The 18,254-nt window shown below is 43.4% G+C and carries 15 protein-coding genes and 5 pseudogenes; 11 read left to right on the top strand and 9 right to left on the bottom strand.

Features of this window, described 5'->3' with window-relative positions; genetic code table 11:
• Positions 1–9: 9 nt before the first annotated feature.
• Together prpC and prpB are read right to left on the bottom strand one after the other, a co-directional pair.
• Positions 10–1,173 (bottom strand): bifunctional 2-methylcitrate synthase/citrate synthase, encoded by a 1,164-nt coding sequence (gene prpC, locus HGO23_RS14955; protein WP_099136815.1) that lies wholly within the window; start codon positions 1,171–1,173, stop codon positions 10–12.
• On the bottom strand, positions 1,166–2,071 hold the full coding sequence (gene prpB / locus HGO23_RS14950) for a methylisocitrate lyase (protein WP_209027142.1): 906 nt from the start codon (positions 2,069–2,071) through the stop codon (positions 1,166–1,168). Before prpB ends, prpC begins: the two co-directional genes overlap by 8 nt.
• A 295-nt stretch (positions 2,072–2,366) precedes the next feature.
• On the opposite strand from prpB, the gene prpR reads away from it, so the two are divergent.
• On the top strand, positions 2,367–4,034 hold the full coding sequence (gene prpR, locus HGO23_RS14945; protein WP_209027141.1) for a propionate catabolism operon regulatory protein PrpR: 1,668 nt from the start codon (positions 2,367–2,369) through the stop codon (positions 4,032–4,034).
• A 102-nt stretch (positions 4,035–4,136) separates the two neighbouring features.
• Here the strand turns inward: prpR and HGO23_RS14940 are convergent, their stop codons facing one another.
• Positions 4,137–4,478: an SH3 domain-containing protein gene (locus HGO23_RS14940; RefSeq protein WP_099136812.1), complete on the bottom strand. Its 342-nt coding sequence runs from the start codon at positions 4,476–4,478 to the stop codon at positions 4,137–4,139.
• A 553-nt stretch (positions 4,479–5,031) separates the two neighbouring features.
• Here HGO23_RS14940 and HGO23_RS14935 point away from each other — a divergent pair.
• Positions 5,032–5,640: an AidA/PixA family protein gene (locus HGO23_RS14935; RefSeq protein ID WP_209027140.1), complete on the top strand. Its 609-nt coding sequence runs from the start codon at positions 5,032–5,034 to the stop codon at positions 5,638–5,640.
• Between the two features lie 287 nt (positions 5,641–5,927).
• Positions 5,928–6,338 (top strand): DUF7823 domain-containing protein, encoded by a 411-nt coding sequence (locus tag HGO23_RS14930; RefSeq protein WP_209027139.1) that lies wholly within the window; start codon positions 5,928–5,930, stop codon positions 6,336–6,338.
• A gap of 261 nt (positions 6,339–6,599) precedes the next feature.
• On the opposite strand, the gene HGO23_RS14925 is transcribed toward HGO23_RS14930, so the two are convergent.
• The 3 genes from HGO23_RS14925 to atoD are packed head-to-tail and all read right to left on the bottom strand — an operon-like array spanning position 6,600 to position 9,247.
• Positions 6,600–7,922 carry a TIGR00366 family protein gene (locus HGO23_RS14925; protein ID WP_209027138.1) on the bottom strand — a complete coding sequence of 441 codons (1,323 nt, stop codon included), beginning with the start codon at positions 7,920–7,922 and terminating at the stop codon, positions 6,600–6,602.
• On the bottom strand, positions 7,919–8,584 hold the full coding sequence (locus tag HGO23_RS14920; RefSeq protein WP_099136808.1) for a 3-oxoacid CoA-transferase subunit B: 666 nt from the start codon (positions 8,582–8,584) through the stop codon (positions 7,919–7,921). The genes HGO23_RS14925 and HGO23_RS14920 overlap by 4 nt, the downstream gene beginning before the upstream one ends.
• 12 nt (positions 8,585–8,596) lie before the next feature.
• The gene (gene atoD, locus HGO23_RS14915; protein WP_209027137.1) at positions 8,597–9,247 is read right to left on the bottom strand and encodes an acetate CoA-transferase subunit alpha; all 651 of its coding nucleotides are present in this window, start codon (positions 9,245–9,247) and stop codon (positions 8,597–8,599) included.
• A gap of 270 nt (positions 9,248–9,517) precedes the next feature.
• Here atoD and HGO23_RS14910 point away from each other — a divergent pair.
• The 7 genes and pseudogenes from HGO23_RS14910 to HGO23_RS14880 all read left to right on the top strand — a co-directional run.
• Positions 9,518–10,080 (top strand): annotated as a pseudogene (locus HGO23_RS14910) (TraC family protein); the annotation flags it as partial.
• 2 nt (positions 10,081–10,082) lie between these two features.
• Positions 10,083–11,276: an Ig-like domain-containing protein gene (locus tag HGO23_RS14905; RefSeq protein ID WP_244967819.1), complete on the top strand. Its 1,194-nt coding sequence runs from the start codon at positions 10,083–10,085 to the stop codon at positions 11,274–11,276.
• Between the two features lie 83 nt (positions 11,277–11,359).
• Positions 11,360–12,306, top strand: a pseudogene (locus tag HGO23_RS14900) (IS630 family transposase).
• Positions 12,307–12,410: 104 nt separating this feature from the next.
• The gene (locus tag HGO23_RS14895; protein WP_209027136.1) at positions 12,411–12,713 is read left to right on the top strand and encodes a hypothetical protein; all 303 of its coding nucleotides are present in this window, start codon (positions 12,411–12,413) and stop codon (positions 12,711–12,713) included.
• Entirely contained in the window at positions 12,713–12,814 is a 102-nt protein-coding gene (locus HGO23_RS20085; protein WP_209028799.1) for a hypothetical protein, read from the top strand. Before HGO23_RS14895 ends, HGO23_RS20085 begins: the two co-directional genes overlap by 1 nt.
• 365 nt (positions 12,815–13,179) lie before the next feature.
• The gene (locus tag HGO23_RS14885; protein ID WP_099136805.1) at positions 13,180–13,599 is read left to right on the top strand and encodes a bleomycin resistance protein; all 420 of its coding nucleotides are present in this window, start codon (positions 13,180–13,182) and stop codon (positions 13,597–13,599) included.
• 257 nt (positions 13,600–13,856) lie between these two features.
• A pseudogene (locus tag HGO23_RS14880) lies at positions 13,857–14,568 on the top strand (IS1 family transposase).
• 12 nt (positions 14,569–14,580) lie between these two features.
• Here HGO23_RS14880 and HGO23_RS19750 read toward each other — a convergent pair.
• Positions 14,581–15,698, bottom strand: a pseudogene (locus HGO23_RS19750) (IS3 family transposase); the annotation flags it as partial.
• A gap of 13 nt (positions 15,699–15,711) precedes the next feature.
• Between HGO23_RS19750 and HGO23_RS14865 the strand changes: the two are divergent.
• Positions 15,712–16,607: pseudogene (locus HGO23_RS14865) on the top strand (IS5 family transposase).
• A 355-nt stretch (positions 16,608–16,962) separates the two neighbouring features.
• Here HGO23_RS14865 and HGO23_RS14860 read toward each other — a convergent pair.
• Entirely contained in the window at positions 16,963–17,145 is a 183-nt protein-coding gene (locus HGO23_RS14860; RefSeq protein WP_244967818.1) for a TIGR02391 family protein, read from the bottom strand.
• A 21-nt stretch (positions 17,146–17,166) separates the two neighbouring features.
• Positions 17,167–18,207 (bottom strand): IS481 family transposase, encoded by a 1,041-nt coding sequence (locus HGO23_RS14855; RefSeq protein ID WP_209027134.1) that lies wholly within the window; start codon positions 18,205–18,207, stop codon positions 17,167–17,169.
• Positions 18,208–18,254: the final 47 nt, after the last annotated feature.

Below are 18,254 nucleotides of genomic sequence, written 5' to 3'. Positions count from 1 at the left end.
CAGTCGGTGTCAGCGTTGTTCAATTGGAACAAAGAGCAAATTTTCCGGGCCGATATAATTGGCAGAAGGGCGAATAATTTTGTTATCAGCACGCTGCTCAATGATGTGTGCAGCCCAACCGGAAGTACGGGCAATAACAAACAGTGGAGTAAACATGGCGGTGGGAACGCTCATCATGTGATATGACACGGCTGCAAACCAATCAAGGTTTGGGAACATTTTTTTCTTATTCCACATCACAGATTCAATTCTATCCGCAATATTAAACATTTGAAGTGTGCCTGTTTCTTTGGAAAGGGTCAGGGCGATATCTTTAATCACTTTATGGCGTGGATCAGAAACGGTATAAACCGGATGACCAAAGCCAATGATCACTTCTTTTCTTTCTAATCGCTTGAGAATGTCGGCTTCTGCTTCATCTGGTGTGTCATAACGCTGCTGAATTTCAAATGAAGCCTCATTGGCTCCGCCATGTTTTGGTCCTCGCAGAGCACCGATTCCTCCGATAATTGCGGAGTACATATCTGAAGCCGTACCGGCAATCACGCGGCTGGTAAAAGTAGAAGCATTGAATTCATGTTCTGCATACAGGATCAGAGAAGTGTGCATCGCCTTCTCCCAAGATGCTGGTGATTTTTTGCCATGCAGAAGATGAAGGAAATGCCCGCCGATGGAATCATCATCAGTTTCAACATCAATACGGCGTCCGTTATAACTATAGTGATACCAATAAAGCAGTATGGAGCTGAGGGAGGCAAGTAAACGATCAGCAATATCACGGGCACCAGGGAGATTATGATCTTCTTTTTCCGGGAGGGTACAGCCAAGAACGGAGGCACCAGTACGCATTACATCCATTGGATGGGCGACTGCGGGCAGGGCTTCCAGCACAGCCTTAACACTGCTTGGCAAACCGCGCAATGCTTTCAGTTTGGCTTTGTAAGCTGCCAATTCTGCACGGGAAGGGAGTCTTTCATGGATTAACAGATAAGCAACCTCTTCAAATTCGCAATGGGCTGCTAAATCAAAAATATCATAACCCCGGTAATGTAACTCCTTGCCATTTTTTCCAACAGTACAAAGTGCGGTATTACCCGCAGTAATACCCGATAAGGCGACAGATTTTTTCGGTTTAAATGGTGTAGCTTCAGTCGTTATATTTTGCTCATTCATGTGTATCACCTCTGCTGTTTTTCTGTGAAAACAGAGCATCCAGTTTCTGTTCAAAAACGTAATAGTTGATGCTTTCATACAGTTCATTACGGGTTTGCATCATACCGAGCACATTTTTTTGAGTACCATCGCGACGGAGCGTGGTATAGACCTGTTCCGCCGCCTTATTCATGGCGCGAAAAGCTGGCAAGGGATAGAGGGCGATAGAGACATCCACGCTTCTTAACTCTTCGAGAGTAAAGAGCGGCGTGGCTCCGAATTCAGTGATGTTTGCCAGTATTGGAACCTGAGTTTTTGCAGCAAACGTTTTATACATTTGTAGCTCAGTGATTGCTTCTGGAAACAGCATATCTGCTCCTGCTTCAATATAGGCTTCGGCTCTATCAAGGGCAGCACTTAATCCTTCTACTGCCAATGCATCGGTACGGGCCATAATCACAAAATGTTCGTCGTTACGGGCGTCAACAGCGGCTTTGATACGGTCTACCATCTCATCTTTAGAGACAATCTCTTTGTTTGGCCGATGCCCACAACGTTTTGCACCGACCTGATCTTCAATATGTAGTCCGGCAGCTCCTGCTTTAATAATAGACCGAACTGAACGGGCCACATTGAATGCTGATGAACCAAAGCCGATATCTGCATCTACCAGCAGTGGTAAGTCACATACATCGGTGATGCGCCGGGTATCGGTCAGCACATCATCCAGTGTTGAGATACCAAGATCCGGCAGACCTAATGAACCGGCTGATACACCGCCACCGGAAAGGTAGATAGCTTTATAGCCTGCTCGTTTTGCCAACAATGCATGGTTCGCATTGATGGTTCCTACCACCTGTAACGGAGATTCTTCTTTTATTGCCTGACGAAAAGTCAAACCAGCAGAATAAAATCCCATGTATAACTCCACTATTATAAAAATGAAACTAATTTGTATTAAATTGTTAATAAAGCAAAGCTTATGCCAAGAAGTAATAATCGGGAGGTTAATTGAGGCGGATAATGAGTTTTTTTCTATTTTATTTTTATAATCAAATGATTAATTGGCGATTTTCTATATTGTGCTTTCCGAATTTCCGTGAGGTATAGTATATACTTGTTCCAAAATGAACCTGATGATGTTTCAATTTTGTTTCATTGGAAATAAATGAGACATCGTAAAAGACAGGCAGAAGAAGCAAAAGGGGGGAGATATGATACCGATACAAACCGAAGAACGTGATAGTAGTAAACCAGTTATCTGGACAGTTTCCGTCTCCCGCCTTTTTGATCTTTTTCGAGATATCACACCGGAGTTTAATCATCAGGCTGATATCACACCAATTCATCTTGGTTTTGAACAAGCGGTGCAACATATTCGCAAGCGTCTGGAAAACGAACATTGTGACGCCGTGATTTGTGCAGGTTCTAATGGCGCATACCTGAAAAGCCGCTTATCAGTGCCGGTGATCATAACCAAAGCCAGTGGGTTTGATTTTATGCAGGCATTGGCTCGCGCCCGACAAATTAGCTCCCGCATTGGGGTGATCACTTATCAGAACTCCTTATCTGCCTTGGAGGAATTTCAGCAACGTTTCAATCTGCGTATTGAACAACGTAGCTATGCGACAGAAGAAGATGCCAGAGCACAGATTAATGCCCTGAAAGCGATTGGAATTAAAGTGATTGTAGGTGCCGGATTGATCACCGATCTGGCTTATGAAGCTGAGCTGGTGGGGGTGTTTGTCTATTCTGCTGATTCTATCCGGCAGGCATTTCGTGATGCTTTAGATATGGCCAAAATGGCGAAACTTAATCAAGCCGTGATTTCACCTTATCCTACTGAAGATAAGCTGCGGATCAGACATACTATCAGTGATATTCGGGGAAATTCCCCTGCAATAGAGCGTGTGCGCAGCACAATTATGTTATATGCCCGTTCAACGGCTACCGTATTGATTCAGGGAGAAAGTGGTACAGGAAAAGAGTTGGTTGCACAGGCTATTCATCATGAATACACCATGCGTTATGGTCAGTTAAAGGGAAAGCATCCACGGCCATTTGTTGCCGTCAACTGTGGGGCAATTGCTGAGTCGTTATTAGAGGCTGAATTGTTTGGCTACGAAGAAGGGGCATTTACCGGCTCCCGACGGGGTGGGCGTGCAGGATTATTTGAGATTGCGCACAGAGGAACCTTATTTCTGGACGAAATTGGTGAAATGCCATTGCCGTTACAAACACGCTTATTAAGAGTATTAGAAGAGAAATCTGTCGTCAGAGTCGGGGGATATCGCCCAATTGCGGTTGATGTTCGCATCATTTGTGCAACTCACTGTGATTTGGATCAATGGGTGCGCGAAGGGCGTTTCCGTGTCGATCTATTTTATCGCTTAAATGTATTGCGGATTAATCTTCCTGCATTACGGGAGCGGGAAAACGATATAAGTATGCTGGCTCTGGAATATTTACGGCGGGCATTTGCGACACTCAATTTACCTGTTTCTGCTTCAAGAGTACGCGAACTTTCTCATTGCGATGAGATATTGCAATCTTATCATTGGCCGGGAAATGTGAGGGAATTGCGTAACCTGATGGAGAGAATCGCTCTCTTCATAAGTGCTAATCCTGAGCAGGTATTGACTCCTGCATTAATACTGTCACTTTCACCTGAACGTCAGGTTGATATTGGTGCAACAAATAACAACCTGCAAACGCAGATAGCCGCTTTTCCCTTTAAGGAAACATTACTGTCAGAACGTGATATTTCAGTACATGACGTTGTGGCTCGTTTCTCAGGTAACCGTCAGGCAGCAGCAGAACATTTGGGAATTAGCCGCACAACATTATGGCGGAGACTGAAGCAGGATCAGGGAAAAAATTAACTAGAAAGACCCTCATCTAATTACGTACTTTAACTGTTAATTTACGGCTAGAAAAATGACTGTAAATTGAAGTTCCCATTGGAATAGGGAAGTAATATTCTTTTAAAGTTCCACGCAGCTTTGCGGTATCCAGCCTGTTTCACCACATCTTTTATGTGCCAGAAACCAACTGTTTAATAACTTTTCTAAATATAGACATTCGCCGATTTGCACAGTCAATTCGTGAGCGATGTAGTTTCCTGTACAGATCGCTTGATTGGCCTGAATGAAACAAAGGATTTGTTGTGGAACCCAACCACTTATTTCTGATGTATCTGTTACCCAAACCCAGTAAGGGTACTCTATATCACTGTGACTGATTACGACAACATCGCCAGCTTGTAAGTGAATTGGATTTGGATAAGCGCTGACATAATCTTTGATCACGATACCTTTCCCAAACATATTTTCTCCAGATTCAGCTTAATTTAGTTAGTGGAATGATAATAAGTAATTATACATCGAATAGAATTGTATATCTATGTAACTTTGAAAGTCATATATTAAAAAGAAACTAGTAAGAGAAAAATTATTCCGTTTTATTTTACAACAAAATTATCAATAATATTATGTTATTATTTTTATAATGAATTTATTTCCAGTTATTGCTTTTAAATCTGAGAAGTCAATGTGTTAATGATAACGATTAATTAAAGATTTATGGCCATGATTGTTTTGAAATGTTTTGGTAAATAATCATCATTATAACATGGCAAGTAAGTTATTATGTTTGGCAGTTAACTTGGATATTATTGGTGATTAATCTATATAAAATACAATTTAATATTTCTTTATTATGATAAAAAAATTATTTATAAGGATACTTTTTGAGACTTGGTTTTTATATTATTTTGTTATGATATGTTCTGTAAGAAGCTTATAAATAAAACGCAGACCCAGTGTTATGTTGGTCGCGTAGCAAAACATGCCAATACCACAAACAAATGAGGGTACTATAATGTCTAAAATGATTGATGTATTAATGGGTATAAGAACTGAAGATATTATGAATGATTTTGGTAAACTTAGCAAAGATATTAATAGTCCAGTTTCAATGTGGTCTGCGGATGTTTTTAGAAAATATGTTACCTACATCCATGAAGATGAAACAGTGACTTCTGTTGATTGCTCAGGTAATTTAATGGTTAAATGCGATGTAGGAGATGTAATTCGCATGAATTTAGTAACATTAAATAATAATCCTGACTATTCTGTTGCGATGATGAAAATGGATCCGATGATGAAAATGGACCCGATGATGAAAATGGATCCGATGATGAAAATGGACCCGATGATGAAAGTCATGCAGGGTGATATGGTTCAAATGCTGGAGCCACACAAAATAGTTGCCAGCACAAAATACATGCCAGTTGTTGACATAAGAAATCCAATGGATGTGGATATGCAGAAAATGAGAAATTGCTATTTGATGACCAAAGTCAATATGATGCCTCCTATGGGCACTATGCGCGTAATGTATTATGAGTGCATTTTGGGCGTATATAAAGAAGGTATGTTGCAGGGTTACATCGCCGCAGAGCCTGGTATTGTTCTGGATAACAGATAAGTTTTATCAGACAAAAAGAACTGAATTAAATTTAAACTTCTATAGGTCGCGCAGATGCGCGGCCTTTTTTGATGCCAGTTAAGTAAAGTTTTCTGGTGGTTTAGCGGTAGGATGAAATTACTTTGAGTTTTAATAAACATAAGTGAGGAATTTATGTCCGAAGTTAATGATCCCCTAATTGCTTTTTCAAATTATATGTTGATTGCTGATATTACTTTAGGAATTAAAGTGCATAAGATAAATAGTTTTATTGACAACATTTCTTGGGGTATTTGAATAAACTAAGAATGGAAATACCGATAAAGGAAACAGTGCCAGATTATGGTTCTTTTAATGTAATAAAAAATAGTACAGGATTTGCTTATGTTATGATATTTGGGTGGAATGAGTATGTTAAATTTAATAATAATGAGTATCCTGAATTTCAAAATGTTTTTACTACGCCGAAGATTGTTTTTTCTGTTCTTACTTATGATAGTCAAGAAAATTACAATGACATAGATAATTGTTTTAAAAATAAAGAGTTTCATATAATAATAGGTAATGAAAAATATAATCTTGGTAAACGTGTACGTAGTTTGGTTGGTACAATCCCTTATGAAATTATCAGTTGGTATGAAGGTCACGATTCGCTAAAATTTGGTACTGAATTGAAAAAAGCAGGAGAGACTAAGCGTCTTTGTATGAATTGGATATAACTCGATTATATTTACATATTGGATTCAAGGTTGCACTTTGCTGTAACTTGAATAAGAAGAACACTCACCCCTGTTAGCGTATTAAGCAATAATCAATCTACTATGACCATCCTATAAAAGGGGAAATGTTTTCCCCTTTGACCATTTCGGAATTTGGTGGTGTCTCTAATTTATTGATATATTGGTCAACTGCCGATATCGGTACGCTGAACGCTGACAATCACTATATTTTCCATGATAAATCTTTAATTCTTATCATCGTTAAAATAGAGTGAGGCCGATAACAAATATCAGACCGGAGAAAAAGAGTGCTGTGATGCAATAGCCCATAATGTCGCGTACACCGAGTCCTGCGATAGCCAGTGCCGGTAATGCCCAGAACGGTTGCGCCATGTTCATCCACTGCTCACCATAGGCGATAGCCATAACTGATTTACCTAAATCTGCGCCCAACGCTTCAGCAGCAGGCATGACAAATGGCCCCTGAATAACCCAGTGACCGCCACCAGATGGCACCGCAAGGTTAATCAGTGCGGAACTGAAGAAGGTCATGATTGGAAAAGTGTCTTTGTTAGCGACGTTGATAAAGAATTCAGTGATAAGCCCGCCCAGCCCTGAGCCTTCCATCATCAGTTGAATACCTGCATAGAAGGGGAACTGCACCAGAATACCCGCAGTACTTTTCGCCGCCGCCCCCACTGCACGCATATACGCCATCGGGGTTTTGTGCAGTAATAAACCGGTCAGCAGGAAAATCATGTTGACAGTGTTAATGGTGATGTTGAACCCGTTCTTGGCAAAGTACATACCGAGGTAGATGAAACCCAATATTCCGATGATCCACGCGATAACACGGCTTTCCTCCATGCGTTCAGATAGTGGTGCGTCTTTCGGCAGTTTTTTCTGGAAATCCGGTTCTTCTTCCAGCAAAACTGGGTCGATCATCACAATATCCTCTTTTTTCGGCATCATCATACGGGTGACAAACGGCATGGCGGCGATAAGGCTGAGAGTGATAAAGATGTTGTAACTGGTAAAGATGGTCTGGCTGACTGGGATCAGACCTGAGATATGCTCAACCGGATTGCCAGGCGTTGCTGCCAACAGCGGCATTGAGCCGGAAAAACCACCACCCCACGTCAGGAAACCGATGTAGGCGCAGGCTATCAGAAGCGGATAGTCAGAACCGGGAACCCGATGGGCGACCTCACGGGCAAACATAGCTCCTACAACCAACCCGAATCCCCAGTTAATGACACAAGCCACAGAACCGAAGAAGGTCACTAGCATCACACCCTGTGTGGGCGTTTTTGCCAGTGAAGCCGTTAGCCTCAGAATACGTTTAACAGGACCTGAGCTTGCCAATGCGTGACCGGTGACGATAATCAGCGCCATCTGCATTCCGAATGCAAGTAGGTTCCAGAAGCCGTCCCCCCACATTTTGACCAGATCCATTGATGTGCTAGGTGTCAACGACAGTGCGATTATAAAAGTGAGCATGGTGAGCAGCATTGCAAAGATCAGCGGATCAGGCAAATAGCGGCTCACAACCCGTGTCATTACACGAGAAATGTGGCCGATCATAGGCTATCTCCAGTTACATCAAGAGACATCACTTTCACGTGCGGAGAGACGATAAATTTGGCCTCGGTTTTCGCCTTGATAGTGTCAATGTCCACACCTGATGCGTATTCAAACAGCACCATCTGACCGTTTTCGAAACGGAATACCGCAAGTTCAGTAACCAGTGTATTCACTGCATTCACTGCTGTCAGTGGCATGGTGCATTTACGTAGGATTTTGGCTGAGCCATCTTTTGCACAATGTTCCATCGCAATGATCACGTTACGGGCACCGGTCACCAGATCCATCGCGCCGCCCATGCCCGACACCATCTTGCCCGGTATCATCCAGTTAGCCAGATTAGCATTTTGGTCTACCTGCAACCCGCCCAGCACACTCGCATCAACGTGACCACCCCGGATCAGAGCAAAGGAAAAAGCACTGTCAAACATAGATGCACCCGGTAGTACACCACAAGGTTGCCCCCCTGCGTTCACCAGATCTTTATCCGGTTGTGTGACAGGCCCCAGACCGAGAAAGCCGTTTTCAGACTGTAGAGTGATATGTATCCCTTCAGGCAGGTAGTTCACAACCTGAGTCGGTAGGCCGATACCAAGGTTAACGATATCTCCATCGTTCAATTCAAGGGCTACACGGCGAGCGATAAATTCTTTAGCGTTCATGGCATCTTTTCCTTATTTAACAATGAGATGGTCGATGATAGCACCCGGTGTGACAATGCAGTCCGGATCGAGAGAGCCAACCGGTACGATTTCATCCGGTTCAGCGAGCGTGATATCTGCGGCCAGTGCAATAAGCGGGTTGAAGTTACGAGCGCTGAGGTGATAGGTCAGGTTGCCGAAATTATCCGCTTTGTGTGCCTGAATCAGTGCCAGATCGGCATATAGCGGGAGTTCAAGAAGGTATGTCCGGCCATTGATGACTTTTTTCTCTTTGCCTTCTTCCACCATGGTGCCCACACCCGTTGGTGTCAGAAAACCACCTAATCCAGCACCAGCGCAGCGGATCCGTTCTGCCAGCGTACCTTGTGGCACCAGTTGTACTTCCATTTCACCGGAGATCATGCGGCGGCCAGCGTCTGGATTGGCACCGATATGGGATGCAATTAATTTCTTTACCCGGCCATTAACAATCAATGGTCCTAGGCCGGTATCAACGAAGGCAGTATCATTGGTAATGAGGGTTAGATCTTTTACACCGGTTTCTAATAGCGCTGTAATTAAACGTGGTGGAGTACCCACACCCATAAATCCACCCACCATAATGGACATTCCATCGCAGAAAAATTCCTTTACCTTATCAATCGTTATTTTTTTATTTTTCATGTTTATTTATATGAACGCGTCCCGTTTGCAACGGCTTCCATTGTGCTAACTCTGACAGATAGCTTGCAGCTTTATATCCGGCTTTTTTGCAGCCTTTAAAGCTGCGAGTCCCTATGTCATTCGCCGACTCACACCTCATTCCTTTGCGAGCTTTAAACTCATAAAAATATTCAGGTTTAGTGAGTCCCGGTCTTACCTGTCTTTGTCATCATGCTGGCTGCCAAAGCAACCTTTCTGCATTCATCCTTTTGTTAAAAGTTAATGTTTAGTTGGTTGTTACGTCATTTTAATCCATCCCCGGACTGGAGCATGGCAAAAGCCGATTTTTACCATACGGTGAGTTATGAAACCTCTACGCCACCCGAACTCCCGGTTAACAATGACTTTGCCGAAAGCCTGTGGTTTACGCCGCCGGTGTCTGATCCCGAAAATGGACTCTGGTGGTTTGATGGTCTGCCACATAAAGCCATTCCGGTTGAACGTCTGCGCCGCCCACCGGAGCCGGGCACCCTGACGGGTGAAGTGAAACGGGGCGATAATATCAATGCGCTGATGGATATGATGCCGAAAGGCACCGTGGTTTCTTTGACCATTGTGGCGCAGGCACAGGATACGTTGGAAGAGAATTTTACCCGGCTGGCAAAAAATGCGGTGGGGAAAATACAGAATCGGCGCGTGCCCGGCAGGATGTGCAGGAAATCAAAGCCTTACTGGGATGGCGGCATAAACTGTACCGCAGTGCACTGACCTTTCTGGTGCGCGGCAAAGATGTCACTGACCTGAACCATCGGGTGCATCAGTTATCATCAACGTTACTGACCGAGGAAATGCAGAAGTGACAGTGGCGGTTGGCAGTGAAACGGTGATGGCTTCTCCGATTCGCTTTATTACCTCGCTAACGCACACGCTTCAGGCGGACAAACAAACCGTTATTGCCGATGGTCAGGACAGCATCCTTTATACAGTTAATGTGCGCGATGCAGCAGATCGACCCGTTGCCAACAGCAAAGTGCAATGGTCAACGGATAACGGGCAACTGTTGGATAGGCAGGAGCAGACAAACAGCCAGGGGGAGGCAACAGCCCGGTTAGTCAGCCGCACCGCAGGGATGGCAACAGTGAGTGCGGAAGTGTCAGGAAAAATGCTCAATGCTTCTCCGGTGACGTTTAAGCGTTTACTGAAACCGGCTATCACTGTTGATAAAACCCGTGCCGCGACGGATGGAGAAGATCGGGTGATTTTTACTGTCACGGTCACCGATATTCATGGGCAGGGGCTTGCGGATAAAGCGGTTGACTGGTCTGGAAATCTTGGCGAGATGATCTTTGCGGAAGGTTGGACAGACAGTCAGGGAAACGCGACAGCCACTTTTGTCAGTCGTCATGCTGGGCCGGCTTTGGTTACTGCTGACGTTGGTGAACAGCCAATCGTCTCCTCTGTGGAATTTATCCCACCGTTACGCCTTGTTGATACCGTTGCCGTTGACAGTGAGGGCGGTAATGCCAACCAGAAATCATTCGGCATCAGAGGGCCTTTCGTTTTCTGGCATGGTGCAAAATTCCGTATTATCACGGCAGGTAATACAGGCGGGGTAAACTGGCAGAGCGATTCGCCCTCGGTTACGGTATCGGGTAATGTGGTGACGGTGCAGCAAAATCCTGACGGAGTAAGATTCACCGATACTGATGAGACCGGGCAGCAGGTCGAATTGACCTTGACGGTTCACACCTGGTTTGAGCGCTCAGGCCTGACGGAAGATTTTTACTCGAATGCAAACCAGATTTGTCAATCACTCGGCAGCCGGATTGCCTCCAAATATGCACTCGAACAACTCTGTAAGGAGTGGGGTAATTTTTATCTTTATGACGGCTGGGTACGGGAATTTTATGTGACATCAACGGATTACCTTGCCGCCCGTTCAGGCTCAGCAGAACATCAGGCAAAATGGGTATTTTGGGCAGAGACAGACAGATGGACGCGAAATGCCTGGGCGATGACGGGATTTGCGTGTGGTAAGCAGCAGTACTGAATAGAGTGTTCCATTATTTTACCTATACCAATCGCTATTGAAGATGTTTGATTTCTTATCCAAACCAGATCATGCTTGCAACCATGAAAATTCATCTGACACCAGAACAAAAACGTGCCCTCGAATTGATGCATGATACAACTCGTGACAGTCGAGTCTGTGATCGCATCAAGGCCGTGCTTTTGGCCTCCGAAGGCTGGACAGCTCAGATGATTGCACAGGCCTTGCGTATTCATGAAAGTACGGTAAGCCGTCACCTAAAAGATTTCATCGCTCAGGAAAAGCTCACCCCGGAAAATGGCGGCTCTGAAAGCCGTTTGTCTGCCGAACAAACCGTTGATCTGATTGATTATTTGACGGCAAATTTGATACATACTACCGCTCAAATTGTGGCCTATGTCCGAGCACGTTGGCAGGTTTCTTTCAGCGTGGGCGGAATGACGAAATGGCTTCACCGCCAAGGTTTCAGCTACAAAAAACCAAAGGGAGTTCCTCATAAATTCGACATCCTTCATAGTCCACAAAGCTCAGCTATGGCTGGATGAAAGCAGAAAAAAATCAGGTAAAAGTGGTCGAAACCACTGGCAGTCGTACCCGTCTCAATATTCTGGGTGCCCTCAATTTACAACAAATTGAAGACACCGTGATCCGTGAATATCCGAGCATCAATGCTAAAAACATCGCGTATTTCTTCGAGGCGATCCGGGAAACTTACCCGCTTTCGCAAAAAATCCATATTATTCTGGATGGTGCGGGTTACCACCGAGCAGAGTTGGTGAAAGATATTGCGTATGTCCTTAATATTGAATTGCATTACCTACCGCCTTACAGCCCAAACCTCAATCCGATAGAGCGATTGTGGAAGTATATGAATGAGCAAGTGTGTAACAATGTCTATTTTCCGAATGCGAAGACGTTCCGTGAAACCCTTCGTCACTTTTTTCATGTCACTTTGCCAGAAAAAGCGAAAGAACTTACGATTCAACTTACTGACAATTTTCAGATTTTAAAACCTGCATCTTCAAGTTAGATTGGTATAGAAGTCCGCCACAGCCAGTATACAAATTGCCTACAGGCGAGCTTATGGCAGAAAATGATCTTCCAGTATGGGAATGAATTGAGCATGAAGGGAAAATGATTTACGGTTCAACTCAAAAAATTCGCGGTTCTTATATTGAAGATCCTCTAAATAGAATAAACAGACGCCCTGGTATTAATGATGAAAACCCAAAAGAGGTTGTCATTCTTTCAGGAACTCACGGGGCCAGACTTGGTGATAATTGGAGTATGGGTGATTTTGGCTCTCGAGCCCGTGATTTAATAGATAGAGAATTTTATGAATCAGATGTATCTAGATACAAAAATTCAACGGCTACTCCAGCAAATCTGCGAATTGTAAAAGTCATTAATTCTAAGGGATTGATGGTTAGTGATTAATCGATTATTACGAGAACCCTAATTGTCATGTCATTGGTGGATATTGTTATAGTATTAATGACGCAGCTTTGGCAAGATTTTTGCGCAATTTGTGGGAATAACTATTACAGGTAAATATCAATGGCTCTATTTTTAAAATTAGAGTCATTATGGGGGCTTCATTAGGTTTTGTCGCATTAGCAGCGAGTTTATCAAGTCGTGACCCTGTACCCTCTTTTGTGTAGTTACCATTTCATTTTAAAGATGGCTGTTCGGGTGGTCACTGAAGTCGATTATAATTGATTCACCGGTAGGCATCTACCTTGGAGCAGTATGATCTATTTTTATACTCTACTCTATAAGGCTCTAGTGCAGCCCACTTCTGACATTCCGTGCAGTCGTCTTTTGAAAATGACACCAGAGCCGTCAGCCTCTCATTATCGTATTCCTTGATGTATACTGTTCCTGTTTAAAAAGGATAACTAAAATGACTGACAAGAAAGAGCTTTACTGGAACCGTATGGTTCCCGAGTTAACGGTAACAGATTTTCCTTCTTCATTGCATTTTTACGTTGATATTATTGGATTTGGCATCATGGTCAGACGTAGCGATCCGGAGTTCGCTTATATTTGTCTAGGTGAAGCACAACTAATGCTTGAGCAGTACCATGAGGAAGGCTGGAATACAGGACGTTTCGTTAAGCCACTTGGAAGAGGGGTGAATTTTCAAATTGAAGTAGATGAGATCGCATCTATATATTCTCGTATTCAGAAAAATAATATTCAGCTATACCGTAGTATTGGTGACAACTACTACAAAATAGGTGATTCAAAATGTTGTCAAAGAGAGTTTCTTGTTCAAGATCCTGATGGATATCTTCTCCGCTTCAGCCAGTATATTGAATGATGAATTTTAAAATTCATTAGGTGGCTAGTCTAATAGACAATCCGGAAACTTTATGGTTTTTCCGAATATCAATGTCTAGTCCTGATATACGTTGACACTTATTAACGCCTGATGATGGACTTCATCGGGCGTTTTATATTTTAGGGCTAAGTGAGGCCTATACCGATTATAAATATCTACCGATTCACTCACCAATATTGGTCGTGACTCTAAAGCGTTAATTTGATATTCTTGTGTTTTTTTAGTGGAACCCACATGTGACTGTCAAGATAGAAGTTGTTTGCCGATATTGCGGTCAAACCGAACCTGTACGTAAACACGGGACAGGTAAAGCAGGCTTCCCGCGCTATTATTGCAAGGATTGCCGGAAAACCTTTCAACTTAACTATCGTTACAATGGCCATAAACCTGACATGAAAGAGAAAATTGTTGATATGGCAATGAATGGCTCTGGTGTGAGAGACACTGGCCGCGTTTTAGGTGTCGGTATCAATACGGTAATACGCACTTTAAAAAACTCTCGCCAAAACAAGTAACAACGAGACAGGCCGTTTACGAAGATGTGACTCTCATCTGTGAATTAGATGAACAATGGTCTTTTGTGGGCAACAAAAACAACGCCACTGGCTTTGGTATGCGTTTGATACAAAAAGAAAACAGGTCATAGCCCATGTATTCGGTCCGCGAACCGATGCAACCTGCCGCAAATTGCTCGACTTACTGACCCCTTTTAGCATTCGTTTCATCACGACGGATGACTGGGGGAGTTACACCCGAGAAATTGAGTCTGAAAAGCATTTAGTGGGAAAAATTTTTACTCAACGCATTGAGCGGCATAATCTCAATCTGCGTATTCATATCAAACGATTGGCAAGAAAAACAATTTGTTATTCACGTTCGATAGAAGTCCACGAAAAGCTGATTGGTGCATATATTGAAAAACATCATTACAACGCTTTGGAGTCATGACCCCAATATTGTCGCTTCTTCAAGGTTAGCGGGTTTACAGAGTAAAAATTCGTTTTTCAGTATGCCATTGACCCGCTCTGCCAAGGCATTCTGGTAACAATCGTAGCCGTCTGTCATTGAGCAGGTGACCTCATTGTTGGCATGTAATGCTTGATAGTGTTTTGAACAATATTGTAACCCCCTGTCTGAATGATAGATCAGCGATTGTTCGGTTAATTTTCGGCTTTTTAAGGCCTGTTTGTACGCCTTGATGACCGAGTCTGTTTTTAAGTTATCGTGGACATGATACCCCACGATTTTACGTGACCAGGCATCCGTTACCAGACTTAAATAGGCTTCCCCTGTTTTCACGGGGAGATACGTGATATCGGCAACCCAGACTTGCTCCGGACCCGTTGGCGTGACCTTATTAGGGCCTGCTTTGAGTAAATTAGGGTGACAGTAAAAACGATGATGGCTATGCGTCGTTTTGTGGTAAGCCCGTCTGGGCATGACTAACAGATGATGGACTCTGAGTAAATTGAACAGCCTGTCCCTGCCTATTTCCAAGGCACTTGATTGATGCAACAGGTACTGAAGTTTTCTCGTTCCAATGCGGGGTTGCTTTAAGCGGATTGACTGGACTTGCATAAGCACATCTTGCTCATGCCTCGCTTTTATTGCTGCCCGCTGACATTGCTGGTAATAAGCTTGTCGTGTAAGACCAAGATAACGGCAACATTGAGCCACAGTGAAGCCGGCTATTTTTTTCTCCTGGATGGTTTGCCTCGTGGCTTTTTTACGAGACTGACGCCATAGTCCCGCTTTAAAACATCAACGACCGCCTCAAAAAATACAGCTTTCTTTTCCATTTCAGCCAGTTGCTGCTCAAGTTCTTTGATTCGTTGCTCGGGTGTGAGTGATGAAGATGTGGTCATCGGTGCCCCTTGAGGATGTAAAGGTGTACAACCCAGACGCCAATCTAACTGACCATGCTTCCTGAGCCAAACTAAGACGGTTGAACGTCCTTGAATCCCGTATCGACATTGGGCTTGTTTGTAAGTCATCTCGCCTTTTTCAACTTGTTCAACAACAGCCAAGTTAAAAGCTAATGAATAATCGCGCTGAGTTCGTTTACTTTCTGATTTCATAACACTCTCCTAAATAGATGAAGAAAAGTGTCAACTTTATTTAGGACAGGTCACTGCTTCAAAAAAAGACAAGCTGGCATCCGAATATCCCCGTCGAAAAATCGATGAATTAGGTGAGCCGCTACTTGTTCTTGATAAGTATGTTGATTTCTCGGCACTGGCTGACACCATAGACCGTGTCGCGCCACGTATTATTGCTCCCCAAGGTGGACGCCCGCCATTCCCGACTGAGGTGATGGTTCGCATCATTATCCTGAAACATTTCCATAATCTTTCCCACAGGGATTCATTCCCAGAGGTGGTCAAGTCATTGATGTCACGTTGATTCCAGTTCCTAAGCAGCACAATAAGAAGGAAGAGAATGAACAACTCCGTCAGGGTAAAACCCCGGATAACTGGACAGCAAACAAACGATGCCAGAAAGACACCGAGGCAACCTGGACGAAAAAGAACGGTAAAAGTTATTTTGGCTGTAAACTTACCATTAATGTCGATACAAAATATACAGTGATCCGCCACATCGCGACAGGAACCGCAGCTGTCCATGATAGCCAGTTTTTTGAAGCCGTTTTGGAGCGGTCAAATACAAGTCGGGACATTTATGCTGATAAAGGGTATGCCAGCCAGATGCGTGAACGGGCGCTGAAGGAACAGGGCTATCGTGTTCATATTCAGAGGAAAGCGTCACGCAATAAGCCCTTATCAGACTGCCAGAAAGGCCGAAATAAGAAAATAGCGAAAACCCGGGCACGGGTAGAACATATCTTTGGCTCATTCTCTCAGATGGGTGAAAAATTTATCCGAACGACAGGCCAGCGGCGAGCCAATTTTGCGATGACTCTGAAGGCAACCTGCTATGATTTGCACCGTTTGGTTTATTTTGGAAAATCCGGCATTCATGCCTTTTAATTCCGGTATGTGATGAAAAAGCGATGAGTTTATTTTTTCCCCTGAAAAAGCAAGAAAAAGTCATACACAATAAGGTCATTTATTGGTGAGTGCAAAATTGATCTTATTTTTTGTATTGAGAGTTTTTAGAGGTTCCCTTAAATACAGTTGCCCATTAAACTCCGAAGGAATTGGTAGACCTCAGGTTTCAGAACTGCGTAAGCTGCTGTCAAAATTGATGGAAAAGACGGCGGAGACTGTCTAACAGATTTTACATTGGTCATACTGGCAACGATAACACCAATACTGTCACAATAATGAGCTTAGCGATTGCATAAAAATGAACGTGGTCAGCTGTATCAACTGGAGTAATTTATTAAGACTTTCCCTGATACATTTTTTGAGCTTCAATAGCATCATCCAAACGTCGATGAACCAAGGATACCATTGACAGAATATCGAGCGCATCCTGCTCTTGTATTGACCATGTTATTTTTGGAGCATGCGCAGTCGTATTTCTAAATTGTAGTAGTTCAAACCTGATCTGACAGTCACCCACTTTGATGCAGTGCCTGTCAGATTAAATCTGGGTGAGATTTTTTTCAGCCCAGATTAATTTGCCTTCCAATAAGGTTTCTATTGGCGTACGACCACAACACATTTTTCCTTGATGAGTACGATGATGGTTGTAGTCATCTATCCATTCATCCAGATCCTTTTGCAGTTCATTGAGTGAGCTATACAATTTCTTTCTGAATGTGACTTGGTAAAACTCGTTCAACATAGTCTTATGAAAGCGTTCACAGATACCATTTGTTTGGGGCGACATCGCTTTCGTTTTCGTGTGGTCTATATCATTTATCGCTAAATAAAGCTGATAATCGTGGTGTTCGACACGACCACAATATTCTGTCCCCCGGTCTGTTAAAATCCTCAGTATCGGTAATTTATGCGACTCAAAGAAAGGGAGCACTTTGTCATTAAGAATATCAGCCGCGGTAATCGGTGTCTTGGTGGTATAGAGTTTGGCAAACGCCACCTTGCTGTAGGTATCGACAAAAGTCTGCTGGTAAATCCGACCAACACCTTTCAAGTTGCCCACATAGAACGTATCTTGTGAACCTAGATAACCGGGGTGAGCGGTTTCGATTTCACCCCAGGCCTCATCATCCTGTTTTTTTCTCTCAAGTGCGACAACTTGTGCTTCCGTCAGGATGATTCCATTCTCAGCAACGTGTTTTTCGAGCGCCAGTAAGCGCTTTTTAAAGTTTTCAAGGTCATGCCTTAGCCAAATAGAACGCACTCCACTCGGTGAGACAAATACACCTAATTTACGCAGCTCGTTACTGGTTCTCACTTGTCCGTATGCCGGATAATCAATGGCGTATTTGACAACCGTTTGTTCCGTTTCAGAATCAACCCTGTTTTTGAGATTGGGTGCCCTTCTGCTTTGGTTGATAAGCGCATCAATGCCACCAGTTTCAACGAGTTCTTGATAACGATAAAAAGTGTCTCGTGATACGCCCATCACTTTGCAGGCTCTGGATACATTGCCAAGTTCCTCTGCAAGATTGAGAAGACCCGCTTTGTGTTTAATAATTGGATTGCTAGTATGTAGCATGAGAGTTACCTCTTAGTTTCTTTGATTTAAGATTCAGCACCTTTAAT

The sequence above is a fragment of the Xenorhabdus budapestensis genome, from assembly GCF_017743015.1.
GTDB lineage: Bacteria > Pseudomonadota > Gammaproteobacteria > Enterobacterales > Enterobacteriaceae > Xenorhabdus > Xenorhabdus budapestensis.
The sequence above is the reverse complement of the archived record's forward strand: the minus strand, read 5'-3'. Positions and strand labels throughout refer to the sequence as shown.